This is a genomic window from Spirosoma migulaei (assembly GCF_054776855.1).
This window is the reverse complement of sequence record NZ_BAAHBG010000010.1, coordinates 535,761-561,118: the sequence shown is the minus strand read 5'-3', so window position 1 is coordinate 561,118 and position 25,358 is coordinate 535,761. Positions and strand designations below refer to the sequence as shown.

The 25,358-nt window shown below is 46.9% G+C and carries 19 protein-coding genes; 4 read left to right on the top strand and 15 right to left on the bottom strand.

Annotated features, from left to right (window positions below; translation table 11 throughout):
* Positions 1–48 precede the first annotated feature (48 nt).
* Positions 49–906, bottom strand: a complete 858-nt coding sequence (locus tag ACYVGO_RS12910) for a glycosyltransferase family 2 protein (protein WP_142771172.1) — start codon at positions 904–906, stop codon at positions 49–51.
* A 947-nt stretch (positions 907–1,853) separates the two neighbouring features.
* On the opposite strand from ACYVGO_RS12910, the gene ACYVGO_RS12905 reads away from it, so the two are divergent.
* Entirely contained in the window at positions 1,854–2,846 is a 993-nt protein-coding gene (locus tag ACYVGO_RS12905) for a cyanophycinase (RefSeq protein WP_460969617.1), read from the top strand.
* 41 nt (positions 2,847–2,887) lie between these two features.
* Here the strand turns inward: ACYVGO_RS12905 and ACYVGO_RS12900 are convergent, their stop codons facing one another.
* The gene (locus ACYVGO_RS12900; RefSeq protein WP_460969616.1) at positions 2,888–4,237 is read right to left on the bottom strand and encodes a RagB/SusD family nutrient uptake outer membrane protein; all 1,350 of its coding nucleotides are present in this window, start codon (positions 4,235–4,237) and stop codon (positions 2,888–2,890) included.
* A 49-nt stretch (positions 4,238–4,286) separates the two neighbouring features.
* Positions 4,287–7,358: a SusC/RagA family TonB-linked outer membrane protein gene (locus ACYVGO_RS12895; RefSeq protein WP_460969615.1), complete on the bottom strand. Its 3,072-nt coding sequence runs from the start codon at positions 7,356–7,358 to the stop codon at positions 4,287–4,289.
* A gap of 492 nt (positions 7,359–7,850) precedes the next feature.
* On the opposite strand from ACYVGO_RS12895, the gene ACYVGO_RS12890 reads away from it, so the two are divergent.
* Together ACYVGO_RS12890 and ACYVGO_RS12885 are read left to right on the top strand one after the other, a co-directional pair.
* A complete protein-coding gene (locus ACYVGO_RS12890; protein WP_460969614.1) occupies positions 7,851–9,152 on the top strand; it encodes an OmpA family protein in 1,302 nt (433 codons plus the stop codon).
* Positions 9,153–9,250: 98 nt separating this feature from the next.
* On the top strand, positions 9,251–9,913 hold the full coding sequence (locus ACYVGO_RS12885) for an endonuclease III domain-containing protein (RefSeq protein WP_142771177.1): 663 nt from the start codon (positions 9,251–9,253) through the stop codon (positions 9,911–9,913).
* A 13-nt stretch (positions 9,914–9,926) separates the two neighbouring features.
* Here the strand turns inward: ACYVGO_RS12885 and ACYVGO_RS12880 are convergent, their stop codons facing one another.
* The 7 genes from ACYVGO_RS12880 to ACYVGO_RS12850 form a co-directional block, all read right to left on the bottom strand.
* Positions 9,927–10,463, bottom strand: a complete 537-nt coding sequence (locus ACYVGO_RS12880) for a hypothetical protein (protein WP_460969613.1) — start codon at positions 10,461–10,463, stop codon at positions 9,927–9,929.
* Positions 10,464–10,710: 247 nt separating this feature from the next.
* Positions 10,711–14,586 (bottom strand): AsmA family protein, encoded by a 3,876-nt coding sequence (locus tag ACYVGO_RS12875; RefSeq protein ID WP_460969612.1) that lies wholly within the window; start codon positions 14,584–14,586, stop codon positions 10,711–10,713.
* Between the two features lie 341 nt (positions 14,587–14,927).
* Entirely contained in the window at positions 14,928–15,386 is a 459-nt protein-coding gene (locus ACYVGO_RS12870) for a DinB family protein (RefSeq protein WP_142771180.1), read from the bottom strand.
* Positions 15,383–18,394 (bottom strand): glycoside hydrolase family 3 N-terminal domain-containing protein, encoded by a 3,012-nt coding sequence (locus ACYVGO_RS12865; protein ID WP_460969611.1) that lies wholly within the window; start codon positions 18,392–18,394, stop codon positions 15,383–15,385. The genes ACYVGO_RS12870 and ACYVGO_RS12865 overlap by 4 nt, the downstream gene beginning before the upstream one ends.
* A gap of 171 nt (positions 18,395–18,565) precedes the next feature.
* The gene (locus ACYVGO_RS12860; protein WP_142771182.1) at positions 18,566–19,255 is read right to left on the bottom strand and encodes a porin family protein; all 690 of its coding nucleotides are present in this window, start codon (positions 19,253–19,255) and stop codon (positions 18,566–18,568) included.
* Positions 19,256–19,367: 112 nt separating this feature from the next.
* Complete coding sequence (locus ACYVGO_RS12855) at positions 19,368–19,802, bottom strand: hypothetical protein (RefSeq protein WP_460969610.1); 435 nt, start codon at positions 19,800–19,802, stop codon at positions 19,368–19,370.
* Positions 19,799–20,401 carry an RNA polymerase sigma factor gene (locus tag ACYVGO_RS12850; RefSeq protein WP_460969609.1) on the bottom strand — a complete coding sequence of 201 codons (603 nt, stop codon included), beginning with the start codon at positions 20,399–20,401 and terminating at the stop codon, positions 19,799–19,801. The genes ACYVGO_RS12855 and ACYVGO_RS12850 overlap by 4 nt, the downstream gene beginning before the upstream one ends.
* A gap of 169 nt (positions 20,402–20,570) precedes the next feature.
* Between ACYVGO_RS12850 and ACYVGO_RS12845 the strand changes: the two genes are divergently transcribed.
* The gene (locus tag ACYVGO_RS12845) at positions 20,571–20,819 is read left to right on the top strand and encodes a hypothetical protein (RefSeq protein WP_460969608.1); all 249 of its coding nucleotides are present in this window, start codon (positions 20,571–20,573) and stop codon (positions 20,817–20,819) included.
* A gap of 139 nt (positions 20,820–20,958) precedes the next feature.
* On the opposite strand, the gene ACYVGO_RS12840 is transcribed toward ACYVGO_RS12845, so the two are convergent.
* The 5 genes from ACYVGO_RS12840 to ACYVGO_RS12820 all read right to left on the bottom strand — a co-directional run bounded on the left by ACYVGO_RS12840 (position 20,959) and on the right by ACYVGO_RS12820 (position 25,253).
* Complete coding sequence (locus ACYVGO_RS12840; protein WP_460969787.1) at positions 20,959–22,185, bottom strand: DUF748 domain-containing protein; 1,227 nt, start codon at positions 22,183–22,185, stop codon at positions 20,959–20,961.
* Between the two features lie 152 nt (positions 22,186–22,337).
* On the bottom strand, positions 22,338–23,114 hold the full coding sequence (locus ACYVGO_RS12835) for a pentapeptide repeat-containing protein (RefSeq protein WP_142771186.1): 777 nt from the start codon (positions 23,112–23,114) through the stop codon (positions 22,338–22,340).
* A 162-nt stretch (positions 23,115–23,276) separates the two neighbouring features.
* On the bottom strand, positions 23,277–23,624 hold the full coding sequence (locus ACYVGO_RS12830) for a hypothetical protein (protein WP_460969607.1): 348 nt from the start codon (positions 23,622–23,624) through the stop codon (positions 23,277–23,279).
* 86 nt (positions 23,625–23,710) lie between these two features.
* Positions 23,711–24,490, bottom strand: a complete 780-nt coding sequence (locus ACYVGO_RS12825) for a PD-(D/E)XK nuclease-like domain-containing protein (protein ID WP_460969606.1) — start codon at positions 24,488–24,490, stop codon at positions 23,711–23,713.
* Positions 24,491–24,599: 109 nt separating this feature from the next.
* The gene (locus ACYVGO_RS12820; RefSeq protein ID WP_142771189.1) at positions 24,600–25,253 is read right to left on the bottom strand and encodes a hypothetical protein; all 654 of its coding nucleotides are present in this window, start codon (positions 25,251–25,253) and stop codon (positions 24,600–24,602) included.
* Between the last annotated feature and the right edge of the window lie 105 nt (positions 25,254–25,358).

Below are 25,358 nucleotides of genomic sequence, written 5' to 3'. Positions count from 1 at the left end.
TTTTTAGGATTGTCTACGGGTTTAGAGTCGATGGGGCACAACTATTTTTTAATTGAACGACTTCTTAGTATCGTGAGGAGGATGAGGTGTTAAATAGGACAAAGCACGGTTTAACTCCCGATGGATTCGTATTTTTAGGCACTGCCACAGTGTGCCATCTCGTAGCAACGTGCGGGGAGCTGTCCAGACCCGTGCGGAGCGAGTTCTCATTTGTACGACCCTACCGTATTGCATCATATCAAAACACAACCGGCCTTCGTCTCCTCGAAGGTTTGTCTGAATATAGCCGGCTCTCAAACCTGCTTCTCGTATATACCCCATACTGATACCATACGAATTAAGATACGGACGTTTATAGTGCCGAAACTCAGCAATAACATCTTTCAGTGTTTCATATACTAAGAATTGCCACCTTGGTATTTCGGGTAAAGCAATAAAGGAATAACGTCCGTAAACACAGACTACATCGGGTTGCTGAAGTTTTTTCATCATTTCATCCAGCCAATTTGGTGGATAAAGGCAGTCCGCGTCTGCTAGCAAGATATACTTGCCGATTGCCATTTCCTGGCCTAATTGACGAGCTGGACCCCAACCCTGGATAGGTTGAAAAAAACGCTTAACATGCAGTTTCTCGATAGTCTCCTGTGTTTTGTCAGTTGAGTTATTATTGATGGCAACAATTTCAAATGGAATATCTGTAGTCAGGCTTGAAAGTGTACTTATAGCACGAAGAATATTAATTTCTTCATTGTAGGCTATGACAATGATAGACACGAGTGGTTTCGTACTAATTCGTTCATCAAGACGCGAATTTATGGAATCGAACAGGTGTAGTGGAACTTGATCAAGGTTACGAAATGGATATTCATATTGTTTTATCCATTCAGGATTTGAGAGAATTTTCATAAAAATATGGGTAGGGTTTGCTCGCGCTATTCAATCAACTTGAGCAGGTATTTATCTAAAAATATATATTAGACTACTAAGTGAGCTGAACGTAACTTATCTTTTACAGTAGCCTTGCATGATAGGTAAATTATGTCTAAAATTTCTGTAAATAGCTAGTTATATAATTTATAAAATATGAGCAATAGAAAGTGTTTTATAGGTTAGATAGTGCTATAATTTATAGATATAGGTGATGTTTTGTTTATAAATAGAATGTTTTGGATCTTATATTTTTACATTATATTGTTTTGAAAATATGTTACTTAATTGATTTATATTCAGTAAATTGTAAATTTTACTGACTGATTTATAAATAAGTTAATTTGTAGATTTGTTGACTTTTATTATACCTGCATATATGGTTGCTATAGTTTTAATATTATGTATTAATAACTATAGACGATACCTAAATTGTAAGTATTTAAATTTACATGTATTTGAATTTTTACTTTGGTACTTGTGAAAATAAATTGTTATTATATATTGAAATTTATAGCTGCCTGATTTTAATGTAGACTTATTTCTGCTACTATTTTTTGTGATAATATAGTTTTAGTATTATTGTTGTTGTGCTATTTTGATTAACCTATTATTTGTAAAACTATTCAATTAGTATTAATTTATAGTTGTAAGTAAACGGAGACATTGAATGGGATGCGACGGGAAAATTACTATGTCCAGGCTCTATAGCGCAGTGGCTTATCCATGAAGATAAGTACTTTTGATAATGGGCTAGTATTCACCCATCATTCAGTCATTGCGTATCAACAAATGGTTCTGAGTCAGGTAAAAACAGCACAGCTGTTAGTTTGACTGACCTTACTTTTATATATATGCTCAATAAGTCAATTAGCACACTGTTTGGTTTTTTCGCCTGTGTCCTAGTCAGTCCTAATCAACCAAATTTGGCTGTTGCCCCTAAACGCTCGTATACATCCTGGATTGTAGGTGATACGTCTGATGCAAAACGACAGCCGCTTGGTGGGGTGGTATTAGCGGGTGGAAGTACAGATGTTGATGCGGCAATGCGCTGGTTTCTGAAGCAGTCGGGTGGGGGCGATGTGCTGATTCTTCGGGCATCGGGGAGTGATGGGTATAATGAGTACCTGTACCGGAAGTTAGGCGAGGCTGTTAATTCAGTTGAGACAATTTTGTTGAGAGATCGGGCCTCGTCAAATGATTCAGTCCTTATTCGTAAAATTCGTCAGGCCGAAGCTATCTTCTTTGCCGGTGGTGATCAGGCTAATTACGTTAACTTTTGGCAGGGTACACCCGTCGCCGATGCCGTGAACGAGCGTATTAAGGCGGGCGCTGTTGTAGGAGGGACGAGTGCGGGTTGCGGTATTCTGGGGCAAACCTACTTTTCGGCCATCGAAGGAAGAGTGACCTCCGAAGAAGCCCTGGCGAATCCTTACGACAAACGCGTGGATATTCGTCGGGATGATTTTTTGAAACAACCGCTGCTGGCTAATACTCTAACCGATATGCATTACAGTGCCCGTAACCGGCAAGGCCGCCATCTGGCATTTATGGCCCGTGCCGCAACAGATTGGGCTATCCGACCGCGCGGTATTGGCATCGATGAAAAAACGGCCGTTTGTGTTACACCCGATGGAAACGTTATGGTGTTTGGACTGGGGAATGCCTACTTTCTACAAATGACTAGGAAGAAACCTGAGGTATGTACGCAAAATCAATCGTTATCCTGGAACCGGAACCGGAAAGCGGTACAAGTAGTAACTATTGCTGGGTCGATTGATGGTGCCAAAGGGTTTAATTTGACGTCGTTTCAGCCGACCACGAAAGCAAAAAAAGAGTACTGGTATGTTCATTCGGGCACGCTGGCGCGGGTATTTACCCGTGCCAGCGTACGCACAAAAAACGGGCGAATCCAATAGGTGGATTCGCCCGTTTTTTAATTGAGAACCAAGTCTGACGATTAATATCCTGGATTCTGAACCAGCTTTTTGTTGGTATCGATCTCCCGTTGTGGGATAGGCAGAACCAGGTTGTTAGCGTTGTAAGCCACTGTGCCTACGGTACCCGCTGTGCGTTTGATATCAGGAAGTTGCTGACCTTCGAAGGCTAACTCAAGTCGACGCTCCAGCAGAATGGCTGCCAGATCGACCGTTGTTAAGGGAGCGGCCTTGGCGCGCGCGCGAATCAGGTTTACATCGGCAAGTGGCGTTGCGCCCGTAGTAGTACCCAAACGGAGGTTAGCTTCCGCACGAACCAGGTACATTTCAGCCAGTCGAACGACAGGTACATCGCCGTACTGATCGTTGAACTTACTGGTAAAGGTGTTCTGTCCAGCCGTGTTAAAGAAGGTACCCCGCACATCGCCAGTAGCGTACAACTGCCGGAATTTCGTTTGTACCCGTACATCGCCACGGCCCTGATTCAATGACGATGCATAGAACGTATTCAGGTCGTTAGCGCCATCCTGGTCTGTAACAATAACCTTGAAAATAATCTCCGACTCGTTGGTGGCGTCGTTAAATACATCGGCAAAGTTATCTTCCAGTGCATAGGTGCCTGAGGTAATAACCCGATTGGCGGCATCACGAGCCGCTGTGTAGTTCTGCTGCTGTAGATAAACGCGGGCCAATATAGCTGCGGCAGCACCTTTTGTGGCAAAACCACTTCCGCCCGATTGTTCGGCTGGTAGCAAGCTTTCTGCTTTTGTAAGATCGTCTAACACCTGTGCATATACTTCAGCAACTGTATTGCGGGCACGATAGTCAACATCTGTTACTGAGGTTGTTGGGGTCAGCACCAGTGGTACACCCGGATTGGCCGTTGCTGTACCGTCATTCCAGCTTTTGCCGAAAGCCTTTACCAGCTCAAAATACAGGGCTCCCCTGATAAAACGGGCTTGTCCTTCCGTATTGCCCCGGTTGGTTTCTCCCACTTTAGCCAGAGCCGATAGGACGCTGTTCGCGCGGTTGATGGCATTGTAGCCATCCAGCCAGAAATCGCGGGTAACCGTGTTCGATGTCGTGACAGTCTTGCGCCAGATTTCGTCGATCGTAGCGTAAGTACCCCCAAAAAGGACATCTCGGTTATCGCCCATTAAATCGCCAATGTATTGAATGCCACCACCGTATAGGTTAACATCACTAAGTCCATCGTAAGCGCCAATGAGGGTAATTTGTACGTCCTGTTCTGTATTTAACGCCTGACTCTGCTCAATACTCTGAGTCGGTACAACGTTCAGGCGGTTGTCGCAGGCCGTAATCAGCAAACTGACGGCTCCGGCGTATAACCAATATTTTATGGATGAATTCATAGCAAAAAATGCGTTGAAAAGTCGTTGATAATTTGTTCCGAAGTGCTGATTAAAAACCAATATTAATACCACCCGTGATCGTACGTGCCTGAGGAGCGGTATAAAAATCATAGCCCTGAGCAATGTTCGATACAATGTAATCGGCGTTTACTTCGGGGTCCCAACCGGCATAATTTGTGAACGTGAGCAGGTTCTGACCCGTTACAAACAAACGAACGTTCGTCAACTTCGCTTTATTGATAAGTGCTTTGGGCAGGCTGTACGATAGCGTAACGGTACGCAGCCGAACGAATGAACCGTCCAGAATGAACCGGCTGGATGATTGGGCACCGTTGTTATAGAACAAGCGAGCTTCTGGTACATCGGTAATCGTGTTCGCTGATGTCCAGGCGGCCAACTGGTTAACGGTCTGGTTATCTTCAAAACGTCCGTTAGCCGACGAGTAGCGACCAACACCATAGAAGTTGATCTTATTGCCAAATACGCCATTAAACAACACACTCAGGCTAATGCCTTTGTAGGTGAAGGTGTTCGTGATACCTCCCGTCCATTTCGGTAGTGGGCTACCTACAACCACCCGCTGTGCCTGACTATAGGTGTTGGTTGTTGTGCGATCCAGGGTGCCATCGGCATTCGTCGTGTTTTTGTACCATAGCGCGTCCCCATTGGCTGGATCAACACCTGCATATTCCTGCGTAAAGAACACACCCAGAGGTTGACCTTCAACAGCACGGCTCATGGCGTTGATACCTCCTTCAATAATCTGTGACTGTAGATTGGTGATCTTATTCTGGTTGATAGCCGCGTTGAAGCTCGTGGTCCAACGGAAAGCACCCGTCAGGTTCTCACTGTTCAGTACAATCTCGAACCCTTTATTCTCCAGACTACCTACGTTGCGGAATTGTGTAGCAAAGCCCGTTGTACCTGGTACGTTTACGCTCAGCAACAGGCCGGACGTTTGCTTATTGTAGTAGTCGATTTCCCCGTTGATTCGGTTGTTCAGAATACCGAAGTCAAGTCCAATGTCGAACTGGTTGGTTGTTTCCCACTTCAAATCGGGATTAGCCAACTGCGATGGGCGCTGACCGGGCAGCGTACCGTAACTGGCATCGCCGGTGAACAAGCCTAGCTGGGGAAAATTCTGGATTTCAGCGTTACCCGTTTGCCCGTAGCTGGAACGGAGTTTCAGAAAGCTGATCGTGCTGTTATTCTTCAGGAAATCTTCTTCCGATAGTACCCAACCTGCTGAAACGGCTGGAAAGAAACCATACCGGCTGTTTTTACCAAAGCGTGACGAACCATCGACACGGGCACTCAATCCCACCAGGTACCGGTCCGAGAATTTATAGTTGGCCCGCGCAAAGTACGACAGAAAGCGATAATCGGTCTGGGTAGAACTACCATCCGTTTTACGGGCAGCACTGGCAATCTGGCGATACGCATCCGATGGGAAATCCCGCCCCTCCGTAAAGTTGGTTTTCTGCTGCGATTGCTGATACGACATACCCGCCGTCAGATCGAGTTGACTGCGGCCGAATAGCGTATTGTAGGTGAAGAAATTGTTGGTCGTGTAATTCTCTACCCGAACGTAACGGTTTTGCCCAATACCCTGTGGTGCACTGAAATTGCGTTGCGTTTTGCTGTTGTAATACAGCTCTTCCTGTTGGTTAAGCACGTCCAGGCCAAACTCAGTACGGAAGGACAACCCTTTGATAATCTGTAACTGGCCGTATACGTTACTGATGCTGCGGTACACCGTTGTGTTAAAATAGGCATTGCCGATGTTAATTAACGGGTTGTAATAGACCGGTATGCTCAGATCGCCGGGAGGGGTACCAACGGGTAGACCCGTGGTTGGATCCGTGGCGGGTGTCATTGGCGGCAACGCCACCATTTGCATTGGGTTATCAAACTGATTATCAGCCGAAATGCGCTGATTGAACGTGCGGGTCTGCCCAGTGTTAAAACCTACCCGAAGCCGATCCGATACTTTATGATCCAGGTTAAGCCGACCCGAATACCGTTGCAACGCATTGCCAACCAGAATACCCTTTTGGTCTAACAACTGGCCCGATAGGTAGAAAGTAGTTTTTTCATTCCCGCCATTTAGGTTAATGTCATATTGCTGATAAGGGGCATCCTGATAGGCCAGATCACCCCAGTTTGTGCTCGCCTGCGTTGGTGTGCCATAGGTGCCAAGGCCCTGCGTTTCGTAGAATCCCTTCATATAGGATGTATAAGAGTCTGGATCACTTTGATCAAGACCTTCAATCCGATCCGAGTTTGCTGCTGCCTGGTTGTAAAACTTAACGTACTGATCCGTATTCAGAAATTGCAGTTTGTTCGTGGGTTTACTTGAACCATACTGGGCGCCAAAGGTAATGTTCGTACGACCTGCCTTCCCGCGCTTGGTGGTAATAAGCACGACTCCATTGGCAGCACGCGCACCATAAATAGCACCCGCCGATGCATCTTTTAGAATATCGACCGACTCAATATCCTGTGGGTTAATATCGGCCAGTGGGTTGGTGGAGGCACTGTTAAAACTCAGGTTATCCGTTGTAACGGGCGTGCCGTCAACTACATAAAGCGGTTGGTTCGACGCCGATACCGACGATTGACCCCGCACCCGCACCTGAATCCCCTGCCCCAATTTTCCGGAACCTGAGTTAATCTGAACACCAGCTGCTTTCCCCTGGAGCGCCTGGTCGAAGGTTGTTACCGGTTGATCCTGAATATCGGCAGCCCGCACTTTGGCGATGTTACCGGTCAAATCCCGCTTAATTTGCTGACCATACCCCGTAACAACAACTTCATTCAAATTGCGTACGTCAGTCTTCAATTGTACATCAATTACCGACCGGTTGCTGACAACTTCTTCGACAGTTGAGAAACCAATAAAGCTGAAAACGAGTGTAGCGTTGCTGCCTGCCGATAGCCGATAATTACCCGTTGCATCGGTGAGCGTTCCCTGTGTGCTACCTTTTATAGTGACGGATACCCCTGGTAAGCCAGTGTTATCGTCAGACGACGTGACCCTACCCGAAATCGCCTGATTTTGGGCATACGCTCCCCATGCTGTCAGAAGAAGCAGGAAGCTGATTTGTAAGAGTTTTCCCATAATGTTGTTAATGAAAAAAAGTAGTAATAACTGCAAAAGTACAATATTCAATGTGAATTAAAATGACATTAAACGGAGTGGCTAAGTATGTTATAGGTTATATACTAGAATAATTCATAAACAAATAAGCTGTATATGAAATAAAATACTTAAAAAATGACCTTAAAGCCTGGTTATAGTGATAAAGATTTGGTGAGGCTATTGTTGAAAAAATTATATTAATTATTTACTGAGATACTGCTTAATAATCTGAAAAGTAGCTAATGTTTACAATACTTAAGTAAGATTTGACAAAAATACCTAAGTAGAATTGATTAGGATTAAAGATGAACTAGCCTATATAACTTTTCCTGCGTAGCCCTGTTTTTTAGTAGATTCCTATAATTTTCGATTACGTAGTAGCTGATTCAGGACTTTTTAAAATAGGTATTAAACGGTGAAACAGGAGTTGTTGTCTAATCGTTACTGGTACATCAGTAAACTCAAACAACGATGAAATTTAAGCTGTTCACTCTATTCCTTCTGCTATTCGTAACGGGCTTGCGTGCACAGGTGCAGTACACAACCGAAAGCCCACGGATTGACGACATTAACGATGCCGATGTTAGCATCAAGCGCGTTGAGCTGACGGATCAATACACGGTCATTTACATGAAATTCGAAGCTCCCCAGTTACCACGTTCGCTGGGAAAATCATGGCTGTTTCCAATTCCCGCGCCAAATGGAGGAGGTCAGGGCGGGTCAATCGAATCAACAAACAACATTGGTTTTCAACCCACATCACGTTTGTACGTAAATCAGGGCGAACGTTCCTACAAATTCATTCGGGCAGAAAATATTCCCGGCGAAACGCGCCGACGGGTTAAACCTGGTGAACGCGTTGATTTTGTGGCTTATTTTGAGCGAATAGACCCCGGCTATACAACGTTCGATTTGTTTGAATGCCGGGACAGTAAAGGGTATATCTGTTTCAATTTCTGGGGCGTACACATCATTAATCCACCCCGGAAAGACAAGTACTCGCAACGTACACCGAAAGCACCAACACCTGTTCCTCCTAAACCGCAGCAGCCCCGCTACAAGCCCCGTACTACACCGGGCCTGGGGGCACCGGAGGAGGCACCGAAACCAACGGAGCCTGTCCAACCACAGGATGCACCGGCTCCAGTGGCTGTTGCGATTAACGGTACTACGCGCGATGCTAAAACGAAACAGCCAATTGTAGCTACTGTCACGTATCGGTTGTTATCCGGTGCCGAAGCATCGGGCGATGAACCGGCTGATTCCATACGGAGTAGTAACCCAACCGGAAACTACAAGATTGCCATTGAGCGACGGGGTGTTTATGCGGTAACGGCATCGGCCAAAGGTTACTTTAGCCAGAGCGATACGCTGGCGACCAATCGCATTGATGTGAACCGTGATTTTAATCTGGTGCCCATAGAAGCCGGTGCTAAAATCACCCTGAAGAATATTTATTTCAATATATCCCAATATAACCTAAAGCCCGAATCGTTCCCTGAACTGGACCGCCTGGTAACGGTGATGCAATCGAATCCGGCCATGCAAATCCGGCTGGAAGGACATACGGATACTGTTGGTGAGTTTGATGCGAACGTTGAACTGTCGCGTAATCGGGTCAATGAGGTGAAGCGATATCTGGTTAGTAAAGGCATCAGTGCAGGCCGGATCGAAACCGTTGGGTATGGCCCTTCACGACCCATCAATACCAACAAAAGCCTGAAGGAACGAGCCGAAAACCGACGCGTGGAAATGGTGATTGTGAAAATATAAAGGGGGGTAAACACAGAGAAAACGGAGATTAAACAGAGTTCATGGAGATTTTCTCTGTGTTCTCCGTGACATCTCCGTTTTCTCCGTGTTTAGATACCATGAAACCTACCTTCGACCTCAACGTTGTTTTGGCGCATATTGACGAAGCCATCCGGCCGTATCCAAAAGCGGCTATGTTCGATCTGTTTGAACGGGGCTACAACACCCTGTTCGAGCAACTAATCTCCTGTATCGTGTCTATACGAACGCTCGATGAAACCACGATTCCTGTCTCCTTACGTTTGTTCGAGCAGGCTCGAACGCCCGAACAACTTCTTGCCATCGACATCCCAACCTTAACGCAATTACTGTACGGTACTACCTACCCCGACCAGAAAGCCTATACCCTGCATGGCATTGCCGACCGCATCATGAATGAATTTGGGGGAAGTCTCCCTGCTGATTTCGCTACGTTAATTTCCCTGAAAGGCGTTGGGCCAAAGTGTGCTAATCTGGCATTGGGTGTTGCCACAGGACAGGCGGCTATCAGCGTCGATATTCACGTTCATCGAGTTGTAAACCGTTGGGGCTATGTGCATACCAAACAACCCGAACAAACGCTGAAGGTATTGGAAGAGCGGGTTCCGCGTGAACAGTGGATAAACATCAACCGACTGTTGATGCCATTTGGTAAGCATATCTGCACAGGTACATTGCCTCATTGTTCAACCTGCCCCGTACTGCCCTGGTGTGAGCAGGTAGGTGTGGAGCGCCATCGGTAGGTTAGCCAAAAACCTATTTCTGCAAGGTTGTTAAAAACTGTTTCAGATTGGCTAAGGTATCGCGGCAGGATTTGTCAATTTTTTGATATAATTCGGCTTGTTGGCGAGCGGCCTGCTCAATTAATTTCCGGTTCGTGATTTTGCCACCAGCTGCCCGTTCCAGTTCATCGGCTGTGCTGCTGGTTGTTCTGACCGGCACACTGATGCCTTTGCTTTCGGCAATCAAGTCGGTAATGGTAGCACGGTAGCGACCAAACTTAGCTTCAACTGTAAGGGTGTAGCGAACAGCCTGATCATCAATCCGGTAGGTTGCCTTGATAAACTGGATATTATGTTCCGGATCGTATTGCTGTTCGGCAGTTGGTTCTGCCGCATAATAGTATTCGGCCCAATCATGAAGCTGCCTCATCAGTTGCCGGGCTGGCAATTTAGCGTCTGGTACACGTACGATTTCCTGATATTGAACCTGGCCTGTTTCATTGGTTGGCAATCGGAGCTGCGCGAATGCACTACGTGATAAAAACAAGGTGAGGATGATCAAATACTTCATAGAAAATTGACTTCGAGTTTATGAACAGGTCTATTGCGCAGCCTGCCAAAAGCGAATGCGAAGATAAGACCGATAGGGATTTGATAATAGTGAAAATCCGCCAGTTGAGAGGAAATTAGTAACTATAGGTTTGGTATTTGCTCTTTATAATGGCTTCTATACAGATGGTGTTTTTGTCGTGCCGATCGTCCCGGTTGTAGAGAAATGCAGCATTACACGACCAACCGGGACGGTCGGCACGACAGCTTTATTCGTCAACAGGCAACGGGCGTTGCTGGCTCAATTTCAAATAATTAGCGCGGTATTTTTTATTTCCCTTCACACCAATACTAGTCAATATTCCACTCGTCATCGTTTTAATCCAGTAGCCGAAAATAAAGGTCTGCGGATCACGATCATAGAAAATACGCGAATCGGCTTCGTTTTTCTTACGTAAAACCTTGCCGATAACGAAGTTCTTTAATTTGATTAACAGCGTTTTTTTTGTTGTATCAGCAGGAGCGAGCAGGCTGATTTTTAAATCTTTATAATAAAAGTGCATGTTACCTACCGATGCATATCGGTTGCCCACAACCCGGGCCGTGATGGGCTGCACGTACCCCCCGTCCAGATTTGCGGCTATCATCGGGTTTGTTATTGAGCTCATTTCAGAAAGGTGTACATCCGATGTGTTGAGCAGCATATGAAAACCCGCCAGCGAATCGCCGTAGGATTCCCGGTAAGTCAGCCGATTGATGTTTAGTCCCAGTAGTTTAGTACTGGCCCTGAGCACTAAGCTGTCGGTCGTTTTTCTTGGGCGATTGGTAATGTTTTTCAGCACCCCATTGATGTTCATCAACGGTACGTTACTCACTCGGTTCGTCAATTTGGAGGTCTCGTGGTAAATAACATTACTGTTGATGACTGAAATCGAATCAATCTGAAAGGGTATGTTAACCCGACTCATTAATCGGGTAGGCATTAACTTTTCTGGCATAAAGTCTGGATCGGGCAATCGTTTATCCCGCGATACATCCGTCGTCACGTTTTTAACAACAATATGCTGAATGGCGATAGTCGAATCGCGACGCCATTGGGCCATATTCAGCCCGTTCAATTGAGCTTCATCCCCTTTTACGGTAATATAATCGGCCTGAAAATGGGTTGGTGCCATAAACTCCTCCTGAGGCATTGTCGGAGTTATCTGGAAATTATTGAGTTGCAGACGGGCGTTTTTAGGTGTCCAGTTTACATTTCCGGCCTGAAATGTGGTGGAAGGTCTTTGCAGTAAAGCGTCTGTAATGGCCAGATTTGTATGGTTCATCCAGGTTGACCAGGCTATTTTTTTGCCTGCTGTCCAGCTAAAATCCGGAAAATCGACCGTCGCTTTAACGTGACCAACGGTAAGCTCACTGGGAGGGGCCGCTTTTTTTGATTTGAGCACCGGATGCAAGTCGGTAGCGGCAAGGCTTGCGTGCAAATCGCCGACCAGAATGGGTTTCCCCGCCTTTGTAGCCGATAATCTGCCGTTCGTTAGCTGTACGGAGGCAGATGGGACTACCGTCCTTAATTGGGGGCTGGCAAGCGTTATAGCACTTGGCGTTACTTGTAAAGACGCAAACGTAAGGGCTTCCTGTTTAGCCCCATATAGCCCTTTTGCATCTATATCAACCACCGTTCGGACGCTCACTGAATCCCCCTCTTTTTTGTTGAGGTAATTAACCTTAGCCGCATTAACGTCCAATTCGTGCAGCGTAAATGTGAATGGAATAGAAAACGCACTGACTGGACGTTCGGGTTTCGATATGCCTTCTGTAATCAGGGTTAGTTCCGGGCGCTCAAGGTATACTGATTGCAGACGAATTGTTGAAAAATCAGTCGACTTAAATGGGGCCACCACCCGGAGCTGAGGCAGAGCAAGTTCGAGTTTTTTGCCCGGACTATTGTCTGTGTAACGCACGTTGGTCAGCGTAGTGATTTGCTGGCTATTTAGCTCTGCCTGGGCAATTGAAACCTGTTTAGTACTTGGCTGATTAAGATAGAGATCAGTCAATTTGCCGCTGATCTGATTCCAGCTAAAGTAGTCCGTTTCCGTTGTCAGACTATCGATACGTATTGCCGACCCCTGAAAACCCGCCCGCATTTGTTGGGGTAAAGCAGCATTCAGCGTTAGGTGGTCGGCCATTAACCGGGCAATATGGAGTAGCGGTAAGGACTCATGAGTGTGTGCCGATGTATGGGTAGGGATCGGACTTAGGCTTTTTTTTGCGGTAGTTTTCATGTCAACCACTAAGTCATGAACGCGGAGTAACTCAATCTGGATGTCTTTCGATTGCTGAAGTGCATCCCAGCCGAAAGCTTCCCAATACACGTTATTGGCGGTCAATGCGGTTCCGTTGGGGAAGCTCATCTGTACCTTATCAACGCCGTTGTACCGTTGTTTTCCGTAGAGGGTATAATTCGTCAGGGCAACGTTTAGCTTCTTCGTTCGCAACTGGGCACTGGCCACGGTCAGGTTCGGAATGGCGTGCTTCATGTCAATCAACGAATCGCTCACTAAAAAGTCGTTCAGCAAAACGGTAGCATTCATATTTTTCATGCTTACTTCCATCGGCTTCTCGCCCGATAGTTTGTACTGCGCATTGGCATTGATAATCCGGAAGTTGTCTACCTGGAGAAGCTCGCCCAGACCGTGTAACGTCTTGAATAAATCAACTTTTTTGGGTGGTGCGGTTGCCACAACAAATGGCTTTGGGTGTACTGCTGCTTTGGGGGTAGCCAGGATCGCAATGCTTGGTTGAACCAGTTCGGCAGCAGTAGCCACAAGTCGCTTCTGCATCAAATCTTCAAAGCTAATATTGTGTAGATGCAGCAACGGGGCTTTAAAAGTCAAGCCTTTGCCGGTTAGTTTTCGGGACGTAGTGCCATAGAGTACATTCCTGAAAATGAGGTCTTTCTTGAGCACCTGAAACGATTCAACCCCGATTTTGAACAGGCTATCGGGCGAAAAAAAAGCAATATTACGTAAGCTCAGGTTAACGCTATCCGTGGTAAGCGAGTGGTCACTTTGTTGATTGAGCGTCAGATTATAAATGGTCAGGTTCGCTTTCTGCGTGCCACTCCTGGAGGCCGGGTTCGACTTACTCGCCAGTAAGATTTCGCCATCCTGTACCCGTGTGTAGCCAATCGTTACGGTTTTGAACAGGGTTTTGATGTTCGCGTGAATTGTGCCACTCGTATCGGTTATCTGCTCTTTCCGACTTTCAATCGGCAAGGTGAGTACGGGTCTGACGCAAATGAGGGTATCGAGCCACAATTCACCTTTCTGGTACACGGCAGGTAAATGCCTTGAGTTGAAGAAGAACTTCTCGGCCCGCAAACTCATCTCCCCTTTTTGGGCAGTAGCGGGTTTGCGGAAATGAACCGAATCTATTTCAAATAGCTGCGTAGCGCTGGCAAAGCGCAATCCCCGAAAGCTTAGCGTATTTTTTCCATCGGATAACACCCACTGTTGCTTGCCCAGCGATACCTCAATGTGATCGGAGCCCAACACCCGTCGGTTATCATTATCAAGCTTAGAAAAATTGTGAACGACCAGGTTGATATCTTTAATGACAAATGGGCCTGACGAATTTCGTTTGATCAATGCGAACGATCCACCCTGAATGTTGAATGATTTCGCATGTAAATGGTCCAGGGTTTTTTGAAGATTCTCGAGAATACTCGATGTATGAAAACGGGTTTGATTGTGGCTTTTTGAATGGATGCGATAATCATGAACGACAACCTCGGGCCTGGAAACAGAAAAACTATCGACTAATAACTTCTTGTTTAGCAGGAGTTCCTGCCAGGATTCAATGGATAAATAAGCATTGGGAATTTTGACTGTGTAATAAGACGGTACGTTCGTGGTGTCTTTCCGGGCAAAGACCAAGCCATTTATTGTAACGGTTCTGCTTAAAATAGACAGGTTTAGGTCCTTACTCTGGAAGGTATAGCCCCCCTTTGTTTCTTTATCAATGGCGTAGGTGATTACGTCTTTTAAATTATTCACCAGCACAAAATACACGACACCTGCCGCTAAAAGGGGGACTGCCGCTACCACAAGAAGTAGTTTTACCCAGCTTTTTGACGACAACTTCATAAGTCTATTCGTGAGTAGGATGGTAGAACTTTGAGGTAGGTAGTTGGTACTGTTAACTAACTATCAATATAATGAGTTTAGCTCATGCTGTTAATTTAAGTGCAGGAATCTATAAATCAAGGACTTGTTAGGTGCTTCCTCGATAGCGTGAACGTTCTTCGTTCGCGCCAGTTGTTCACGCTTGGCTGTGCCGAGTGTGGACTATTTTTTACGGCCTCTGGCCGGTGAATACATCAAAAACGGGCCAGAGACCCTTGAAAAGATAGTCCACACTCGGCAAAGCCAAGCGTGAACAGGAGAGGCCGAAGAATAATCAGCACGAACGTAGAAGTTCGTGCTATTCAGAGCATTTCCCGCTTCCAGACAATAAAGTCCGTTACGGGGGCTTCGGCTACCATGGGTCGGATAAGTTGCACGACCTGCCCTCGGTGATAGGCCGCATGGTGACTCATATGGGTTAACAGATCAAGGAGCGTATTTTGATACGCCACCCCCTGCGAGTTTTTGTAGGCGATCGTTTTTCCTAAATCGGACTCAGCTAATCCATCCAGATAACTCGTTAGCTGACGATGTTGACGCTCGGCGGTTTCGGCCATCCAGCTAACCGGAATATCTTCCCAAATAGACACAAAGACCGATTCGTTGGTGATACGGCCAAGCCAAACGTGCTGTGCCGACAGGATATGGCCCATTACGGCAAGCGCGCGCGCTGGTGGATTTTGGATCGTTTCGAGCGAGCCGATAACGCGGAGGTTGGCCCAAAGCTCGTAATTCAGTAGCTGAATCAGATGATCGTTCATTGCAATCCTCGTTTTGTTGCCTGATACAATGCTTCAACGATGTTGGTGCGGGTATTCAGATTGCCTAGTTTAGGATTGTTTCGGGTTGGGTAAACCCGGTTGCATAAAAACACATAGGTAAGGTTATAGGCCGGATCGGGTTCAACCCAGACAAATGTGCCGGTAAAACCCGAATGCCCAAAACTGGCTTTCGTTGCCGACTTAGGCCCATTGCCCGAATAAGTGAACGACGGTTTATCGAAGCCCAGCCCGCGCCGGTTGCCTAACTCCGGAAACTGATACCGGGTAAACTCCGCCATCGTTTTCTGAGAAATAAACTGCTGGCTACCGTAGCTACCCTTCTGTCGGTACATCTCATACACTTTCATCAGGTCATTGGCGGAACCAAATAAACCCGCATGCCCCGATAGCCCGTTCAGCATAGCCGCGCCTTCATCATGCACACGCCCCCAGATAAGTGTTTTACGGAACAGTGAATCATATTCGGTAGGAACAATGCGATTTAAAGGATAAAATCGGCGTGGTAAAAATGTTAGTGTACTGGCTCCTAATGGTTTATAGAAAGTCGTTTTAATGTAATCCTCAAAATCCACACCCGTAATTCGCTTCACAATTTGCGGATAAAGAATAAACGAAAGATCAGAGTACACGTACTCTTTCTTGGCATTCAGCGGAGAATCCCGGATTTGCTGGAAAATGGTTCTCGGATACTTTCTGAATTCGAACAAGCTATCCGTCACCTCAATCGGGTAACGCCCCGACTGTTCCGCTTTGAAGGTCTTGGGTTTCCAGGTACCGTCCGGATTTTTGGTGTCCATCCAGAAAGGAATCCAGGCTTTCAGCCGGGCCTGGTGGGTGAGCACATCGCGCCAGACCAAATCCGCTTTGTTTGATTTTTTAAAGCCGGGCAGATAATCCGCCATTTTACCGTCGAGGTTAAACTTGCCTTCGTCCACTAAGCGCATTAGCGCGGGTGTTGAGGTGCTCACCTTGGTAACTGAGGCCATGTCGTAAAGATCATCCAATTGCACAGGCAGGGGTTCGGCACCTAAGGAGGCATCGTAGGTGTGCTTGCCGTAGGCTTTTCGGAAAATCACTTTGCCATCTTTAGCCATTTGCACGACACAGCCCGGAAATGCCTTCTGCGTCAGACCTACATTCACCAAGGAATCAACCTGCTGGGTCAGAAACCGGCTATCGATTCCCACTTCTTCAGGAATAGTGTATTTGAGTCGGCCAATGGGCTTTATGGGCATACCATCGCCCACCCGGAAGCGCTGATTGACGGTAACGGGTAGTTTACCTGATGCACCAATGGCCCCAAAAATCAACTGCGCCGATAATTCCTCGGTGTAATTGGTCAATTGGTAGGGCATAACAATGGCACGCGCCTTCTCAATATTACGGCTGGGCTGGGCCGTATCCATCGGAAATGTCAGTTTGTCCAGCGCATATACATTGCCAAACACCGTGACGACTGCCTTTCCCGTTGCAACCAACTCGCCAACCAGGCCGGCGGTTTTAGTTTGCAGACCGTATTTAACCGCTGGCCGGATGTTGTTCAGATGCACATCAACCAAAATCAGGTTGTAGTTTTTGAGCGAATCGCGTACCTGAGCCAGTGTCGAATCGGGAGTTTTTGAGGTAATGTTAAAATGCTTAATTAGCGTATAGTTGCCCGCCATTTGCTGGAATGCGGTGATTTTGTCGCTCTCAATGGCTACCGATGCAATTCGTAACGTATCTAACCGTTGCAGCGGCAGTAAATTCTGATCATTTTTCAAAACGGTCAGGCTGGCTTCGGTGAGTTTCCGGTTAAGCAATTCGTCCTGTACCGGATTGAGGTCGCTTACCAGATTTTCCAGCGCAATGGGTTTGTACTGATCGAGGCCAACCCAGGCTTTAGCTTTCAGTACTTTCAGGCAGCGGGCATCTAGTGAAGCCTGCGTCATGCGCCCATCGGCAATGGCTTGCTTGATCAGATAAAGTGCCGCCGGTACATCTTCCGTAAATTCCAGAACGTCCATGCCAGCCTCCAGCCCCAGTTCATCGGCTCTGCCCGATGGAAAATACTTGGTTACGCCTTTCATATTCATGGCGTCGGAGAAGATCAGACCCTGAAAACCCAGTTCGTTCTTAAGCAGGTTCGTAACAATGGCAGGCGAAAGGGTAGAGGGGCGATTCCGGGTTGTGTCCAGCGCCGGAATACTTAAATGGGCAATCATAACGCCCGCAGCACCTGCGTTGATCAACTGCTTGAAAGGATAGAGTTCGAGCGAGTCGAGTTGCGCGCGACTTTTAGTAATCAGGGGTAAGTCGTAGTGCGAATCGGTGCCGGTATCGCCGTGTCCCGGAAAGTGCTTTAGGCTGGTTAACAGTTGATTATCCTGCATGCCACGCATATAGGCAAGGGCTTTGCGGGCTACATCGTACTTGTTTTCACCGAACGACCGGAAATTGATGACCGGATTATTGGGGTTATTGTTGACATCGACGGAAGGGGCGAAGTTCACGTGCATCCCTAATCGGCGTGCCTGTTTCGCTAAATGAGCGCCCATCTGGTAAATGAGCGAATCAGAACCTGCACCCTGCATGGCACCGAGCGTCATTTGATACGGATAACGTACCGTGCTGTCCAGACGCATGGCAATACCCCACTCGGCATCCATGGCAATGAGCAGAGGCACCTTCGAGTTGGCTTGCAACCGATTGGTTAACCGGGCCTGGCGCGTAGGGCCACCCTGAAACATGACAACACCACCAAGCTTGTTGTTTTTTACGAGTGTGATGAGGGAGTCTTCGTAGCCGGGTTTCCGGTTCGAGTAGCCAGCCACCATAATCAGTTGTGCAATACGGTCGTCGGGAGCCATATTGGTAAACACCGAATCGACCCAGCAACTTTGGCGTGCATTAAGTTTAAGAAAGGTAGGTACGGTTGTTTGCGCCAGAGCCGGAAGGGACAATAAAACGCTGAATAAACCAAAAACAAAAGACCGACAGGATGGCATGAGAACTAAATTGGGGTCGTGAAGTGTCAAAAATACAAAAAAAGGTCCTCGCCACTTCCGTAAAACGTGAAATGGCGAGGACGAAAGTAAAGTATGATGTACGAGTTACGACGTACGAGTTGCGTTTTTTTGCCGACGCAGGCCGACGGAAATCATAACTCGTACATCAATTTAGCGGCTGTAGCGGCTGGGGTGTTCCCGGCCCACTCCGAAGCTATAACCCAGGGCTAACGTAAATGTCGAGTTTTGCAATGAACTGCGTCTAGTCCAATAGTTTGGAAAATCGGTTTGTACATCGCTTAGGCCAAGTGTATAACGGGCGTCAATCAGGAAATGCTGCCGGTTGCCCGTTCCCCAGTTAAGTTGAATACCGCCTGTTGCGCCCAAATCCAGATTGTTAAACGCTAGGCTGTTTTCGCCATTGAGAACTGGCCCCGTACCCTGGAGATAGTCGCCTTTAAGACGATTCGCATTCAGCTTAATACCTAGTGAAGGGCCAACAAAAATGTTCGGTCTGAAATTGCCCGACAAGGTCAGGAAATAACGGGCAACAACCGGAATCTCGAGGTAATTAACCCGCTGAATGAATTTCTTCTGGTTGTCGTTGTAGCTCGTACCGCGTTGGGAATACAAAAAATCGGCTGAAATCCCGAAGTGATTCAGCGAACTGTACATGACGAAAGCACCTGCCGAGAGCCCTGGGGTAAATTTCATATTATCGGCATCACCCCAATAATTAGATAAATTCAAGCCCACACGGGGGCCTACACTAAAGCGTTGTTGAGCAAAAAGGCTTGATACACAGCCAGAAACGAAGATAAATGCTAGGATGGTGGAGCGTAATGAATTTGCGCGAAACATGGACGAATCAATAAGTTGATATGCCCGGTTAACGTCAGACCTCCGGCAAATGTTTTATTTTTCTTAAAAGACTTTTATCATTTTTATGGCACAACTTGCCACATAAGCAGGCTCAGGCCGGTCTGAAAAGAATAGTTTTCTGCTCTAGGGGATTTGCATACTTATAATCATGCATAGCTGTTTTTATTGGCGTGACCGGCTTGGGTTTTACAGGCTGTTTAGGCGCAAAAAAGATAAAATAAATAGCCATTGCCAGCATAAATAGAATGGCTGCCGTGGTCGTTGCGATCCACAGGGGCCATAATCGTTTCTGATTAGCAGATTCATGAATACGTTGGTGCAATGCATCCCGCAGATCGGCCATTTGGTCGGTCATGGAGCTGCTGGTCACGCCAGTTGCGGTTTTCTGCATGGCTTCCAGACCGGCCAGTGCATCGGCATAGAATGGATTCTCCAGCAGCAATCGCTCAACTCGGTGCCGTGCTGCCCCATTCAGTCGTCCAGACTGATAAGCCCGTAACTCCTCGAAACTCAGTTGGTCGTTCATAGATCCTCTTTACTCATGCAAATTTTCAACTTTCGTCGACCATTTTGCAAATAACTTTTCACTTGTTTCATGTCATATCCAGTCAGGTCGGCCACTTCCGTATAGCTCTTGCGTTCCAGATAAAACAACGTCAGGCAGGTTTGCTGCTCGGCTGGCAGTGTTTTAAGGCAGGCTTCCATGCGTGTTAGATCTTCCTCTAGTTCCAGCGAATCGGTTTCATCAGTCAGGAACAGCTCATCTACATCGTCGCCAGTGGCATTTGTCACCAGCTCCGTTTTAGGATGCGCCTGATTTTTACGCAGTTGCATCAGGCAATAATTCCGGGCCACACTATGCAGCCAGGGGCCAAATTGTTGTACCTCATGCCGACGCAGGTCAGTTACCAACTGCTCGAACAGATTCATGACGGCATCTTTAGCCTCATCTTCATCGCGCAGGTAATTATAGCAAACGGCATAAATCAGCTCCATGTGTTGTTCATAGAGTTCACCCAAAATTGCCAGATCGCCCGTGGCTCGGTAAGCCGCCACATAGTCGGCGGCATCGCTGCGAGAGCGGTTATGTATGGGTTTAGGCTTACGGAACAGTTTCAGAAACATAGGCTGGAGGCTGCTTACGTAACAGATGCATGATCGGGCTAAATTCCATACAGGGTGATTTGATTTCATATTTTTCGACAGCTGTCGAAAAACAAACTTGTCTTTGCTCAATAGCAGTAACCGAATAGCGCCTTCTGTCGTTATATAGCTATACCAACTCATCGACATTATGAAACGCTTCTTTTTTATCACCAGCCTACTGAGCAGCTTTATTTTTGTAGGTGCATTTGCCCAAAGCGGTCAGTCGCCCGCTGTTCAGCAATCCACGTCAACGACAGATACCCGGCAGGCAAACCCGCCCCGCCCCAAAATGAAGTCTACGAAAGACACTGCATCGCCTAAAAACCGGAAACAACGCAGGTTAGCACCGGATTCGCTACGTCGGGGAGGTGCAACGCGGGTAGATACAATTCGGTAAAATCGGTGGTGTGCAAGTGGTGTCAGGTTCTTCAACCTGACGCTGCGAGGTTTCTCAAAACCGAGTTAGTTACGCTCGGTTTTGAGAAACCTCGCAGCGTCGGTTATAAGTAACCGACGTCACTAAAAGACGCAGCCGCCTATTTCCCCTTTTTTCGTTCGGCCTTTCGCGCTGCTCTCTTCTCTTTCCGTGCCGCCTTTCGCTCGGCCCGTTTTTCTTTCCGTTCCGCTTTTCGCTCAGCCCGTTTGGCTTTATAATCGTCTTTAAGGCCTTTAAAAGCGTCTTTTAAGGTGATATTGTTATCGAACTCGCCTTTAAAAGCCTCAACGTATGCATTGCGCAGGATACCGAAAATGGTTGGCCAGAGCGCCGTTTCAATATTATCGACTGTACCATTCAGGGGAATGCGTGTAGCTACCTGATCGTGTTTTTGATTCTTTAGGATTTCGGTGCCGCCCTGGGCAATGAGCTCGGTAAAAAATCGACCTACAGATCGTCCCTTGTGCTCATTTAACTTAAAAATTTGCATGTCCTTCGTGAGCGGCTTGATGTAGCCATTGAGCTTCTTGTTGAGCATGGCCATCTCACTGTATACACTCACAGTGCCCCGTTCAAAGTCAAGGTTCGCGTATTCGCGGGCAAGGGTATTAAGTTTCACTAGTTGAAGATTACTGAACCGGAGATTGTAATCAAAATCCGGGACGACCTTCAGTAAATTCATATTGGCCGAAAAGTTCATGGTTCCCCCGTAACCCAGAACATCGCCCGAGGCTACAACCGGCGAGGGTAACTGTTTATTCTTGTCTTCAACGTTACGGATATTTCGAATTTCTCCCTGAAATCGCTGCATCGACAAATCGGCACGAGGTTGGGTAACCAAACTGGTCAGGTCCACTTTGCCATTGACAACGGCAAAGCGGTTGATGCTAATGGGCAACAGTTTTTTCAGATAAGCCGTCCAGTCGACCTCGGCTCCGGTTTGATTGCTGGCTTCATTTTCGCTAAACGCAAAATTGATTTCCGGTTCATAGCACTCCACTTCGCTGACTAATTTGCCTTTTAGCAACGACTTCCACTCAACCGACAAATCCGTTTTGGGAATAAATAGAAATGGCTCTTTAATCTTGCCGTTTATTTTGCGGATACGAAGATTATCAAGTTGGTAGGCACCCCGAATGAGTTGAATATCAATATCTTCGACGTGGCCTGTATAGCCGCCCATGTCGGCCAGAGTTTTATTGACGTACCGAAGTACAAAATAGGGCAATAACAAGCGGGCAATAACCAGCAGAACGATTACTGCGATAAGAATTTTGGTAGTCCGTTTCAAAACGTTGCGTAATTGATGTAACCTTCTGATAAACACGCAAGTTGGGAAATGGTTAATTTGTGAAGTAGGTGGAGTGAGTGGAATAGGCGAAGTAAGTAAAAGTGGGTGGAGTACGTGTAGTCGTTTCACAAACTACACATACTCCACCCACTTCACTAATTTCTAACTCCTTCTACTTCGCTAATCAACTATCTGCTCGGTGAAAATTTCCGGCCATCAAGGGTTGTGTACTTGAAGTCGGCGGAGCCGTCAAAACGAACATCGTCGAAATTGGTGCCTCGTGGGAGATGGGTGTATTTGAAATCGGCATTGCCTGAGAAGCGAGCCTTCTGAAAGTTCGTTACTTCATCAAATTTGGTGTATTTGAAATCGGCAGAACGCTCAAATGTTGTTTTCTCGAACGAAGACGACTCATCAAACTTGGTGTATTTAAAATCGGCGTAATCCCGGAAGGTTGAGCCGCTGAAATCGGCAGCATTACGGAATTTAGTGTATTTGAATAGAGCTTCCTCGCCGAATTTATTGTTGGTAAAAATGGCCCGCTGGCTAAAGTTCGAATACTTAAAGGTGGCATCATCGTCAAACGTACAGCCGTCAATGGTTACGGCCTCAGTAAAATCGGCATTATAAACGGTGTTGTTCGTGTTGAAAATCCGTTTCCCATCCTGCTCGTCGGTGTGGTAAGCCAGAAATTTGCCTTTGAATGTGCAGTTTTTAAAGGTCAGGGGTACTTCTACAACACTTAAGAATTCATGTGAATCTCCTTTCCAACTGCCTTCCCGTACTTCTTTACGGTTTGCCAGATTTGTGAGGTCGAGGTCGCCAGTGATGGTTACGTTTTGATAGGAAACTGCTTCCTTGCGATTGATTTTGGCCATAATATCTTTCGCGTCAACAGTTGACTGAGCTAACGTAGGCGACAAGGCAACGAGAGCCAGGAGGAGGGAAGTAATCAGGATTTTCATGATGCGCTTTCTGAATTTTGATTGACATTTAAGTAAAGATGTAAACCAGGCCTGAAAGGTTGCATGGCAATTCGTGGTGTACGTAAAGAGGTGAAGTATGTGTAGTAGGTTTATTCCTATGCCACATACTTCACCTCTTTACGTACACCACGAATTGCTAACTTACTCCAGCCACATCACTTTGTCATAAGCCTGTTCATAATCCATTTCTTCAAGCGGGACCAACCCTGTAAAGTGGCCTGTCTCATCTGTCTGGATGGCGTTCCAGCAACCCGACGCATCGCGCAACAGAAGCCGGTAGCCATAGAGCGGATGCAGGGTATTGCCATCTGTACGGTGATCCCAGCCCGTTTGCAGTTCAATAGCGAACGCAATTCGGTCCATTACTTCCTTCATCTGGCCTACCACACTGTCGGCTCTATCTAATTCCTCGATCCAGAGCACCAGTCCGTCGGTTCCCCAATCAAAGTGGAGCGGGGTAGGTGTAAGTGTTATTATGGAAGCGTTCATACGTTGATTAACTAGTTTGAAGTTTGTCGTTCCAGGTTTGTGGTTGAGGGAGAACATCAAACAACAAACTTCGAACGACAAACAAATCAGGCACTCATACTCCAGGCGGAAGCTACCAGTTCTGGCTGCGCCCGCTCTTCCTGCCATTTGCGGAGCCAGAAACGGTACTTCTTGCGTCCATAATCCAGAAAACCGGGGATTGACGACGCATCCACCGCAAACAGCCGATGTGGCCGTTGTTTCATGACACCAACAAACACGAACCGGAATTGCCGGGTTGCATCCCATTCGCCCGAATCGGCATGCCGTAGGCTATCCACATAAAAAGCCGCTTGCCGGTCGTAGTCATAGGTGTAGCAAGACTCAAGAAATTGCGCTTGTGTCCGGGCTGAGGTTGTTTTTAGGTCAATGATCAGGGCATTCCGGCGTTTGGGACTGGTATAAACCAGGTCTAACCGGGCTTTACAGGGAATACCCGTTGTTGGTTCCATTGACAGAACAACACGCTCCCGATCCGACTGGCGCAGATACCGGCGGCAAAAACCGTCCTGTCGAATGGTTTGCATCAGCGTTTGCAACTGCTTGGTTTGGGCAGGAGCCAGCGCATTCATATCGGTCATATCTGGCAGCAACTGCGATAGCACAGTACCAACGGTTTCTGGTTCGAGTAAGTGCTGGTGAAAGGCCCGGCCAAATACTTTTGTCTTTTCTGGTATAAATCGAGTCGACGGGGTTGACCAATAGCCCAGATGTTCTTCTTTCAGGCGTGTTAAATCTGAGTTCGACACCCTCGGTAGCGCCCGGTAAAAATCGCCGGAGGTAATCAGGTGAGGAGTCGTTTGTATTGAAATAGGGGATGTCAGCATGGAATAAGTGTCTGGGTGCAATTCGTGCAGTATCTGGAATGAGTGGAGTAGGTGAAGTGAGTGGAGTGAGTCAGTTAACTCACTCCACTCACTTCACCTACTCCACGTACTAACCGGCTGATAATAACTCAGGCTCGTCGGCAAGATTGACGAATGGGTTATAGTAGTTCATCGCCGTTTTGATATTGGCGATATCGGTAAGTGTTTCCTGTCGAAAGATTTTGACTTCCTGTGCAAACTGTTTCAGTTCAGCTGTTTTCTGTGCGTCGCCAATTTTGTAAGAGAATGTAGCGATGTAGTACACACCTTTGGGCTGCACCTTCGTGTATTCTTTCTTCTCGGCAACGGCTGTAATGACCACATCGGCCAGTGTAAGGTCGTCGTAGTAGAGTGGTTCGATGAGTCGGAAAATATTATCGACCGAATAGCCATGGAACAGCAGTGCCGACACGCAGTTCTTGTCGTCGATGAAGAAAATTTCTGCCCAGTTTTTGGTCCCCATGTTCAGGATATTGTCCGTAAAAATCCGCCAGGCCAGGGGTTGGAAGGTTAAGGTACGGCCTAATTTCTCGGTGCCGTTAATGTTGAACACACCTTCTTTGGCATCGAATCGATACTGACGGGGGTGTCCTTCCAGGTATTTGTATCGCCGGGCGACACCAGTACTGACCAACTCGCCAGCTAATTGATTCACTTTTTGATCCACATTCAATGGCTCTCCGCTTTGAATTGTCTCGATTTGGCTTTTGTTTTGTGTGTTCATTAGTATTTGTTGTTTACTGTTCAAGCAGGGGACCCATTTTGCGGTCCCTTTTGCCTTTTTACGGGCTGTGTTTACAGGTTTAAATATACATACTTTTGTGTAATT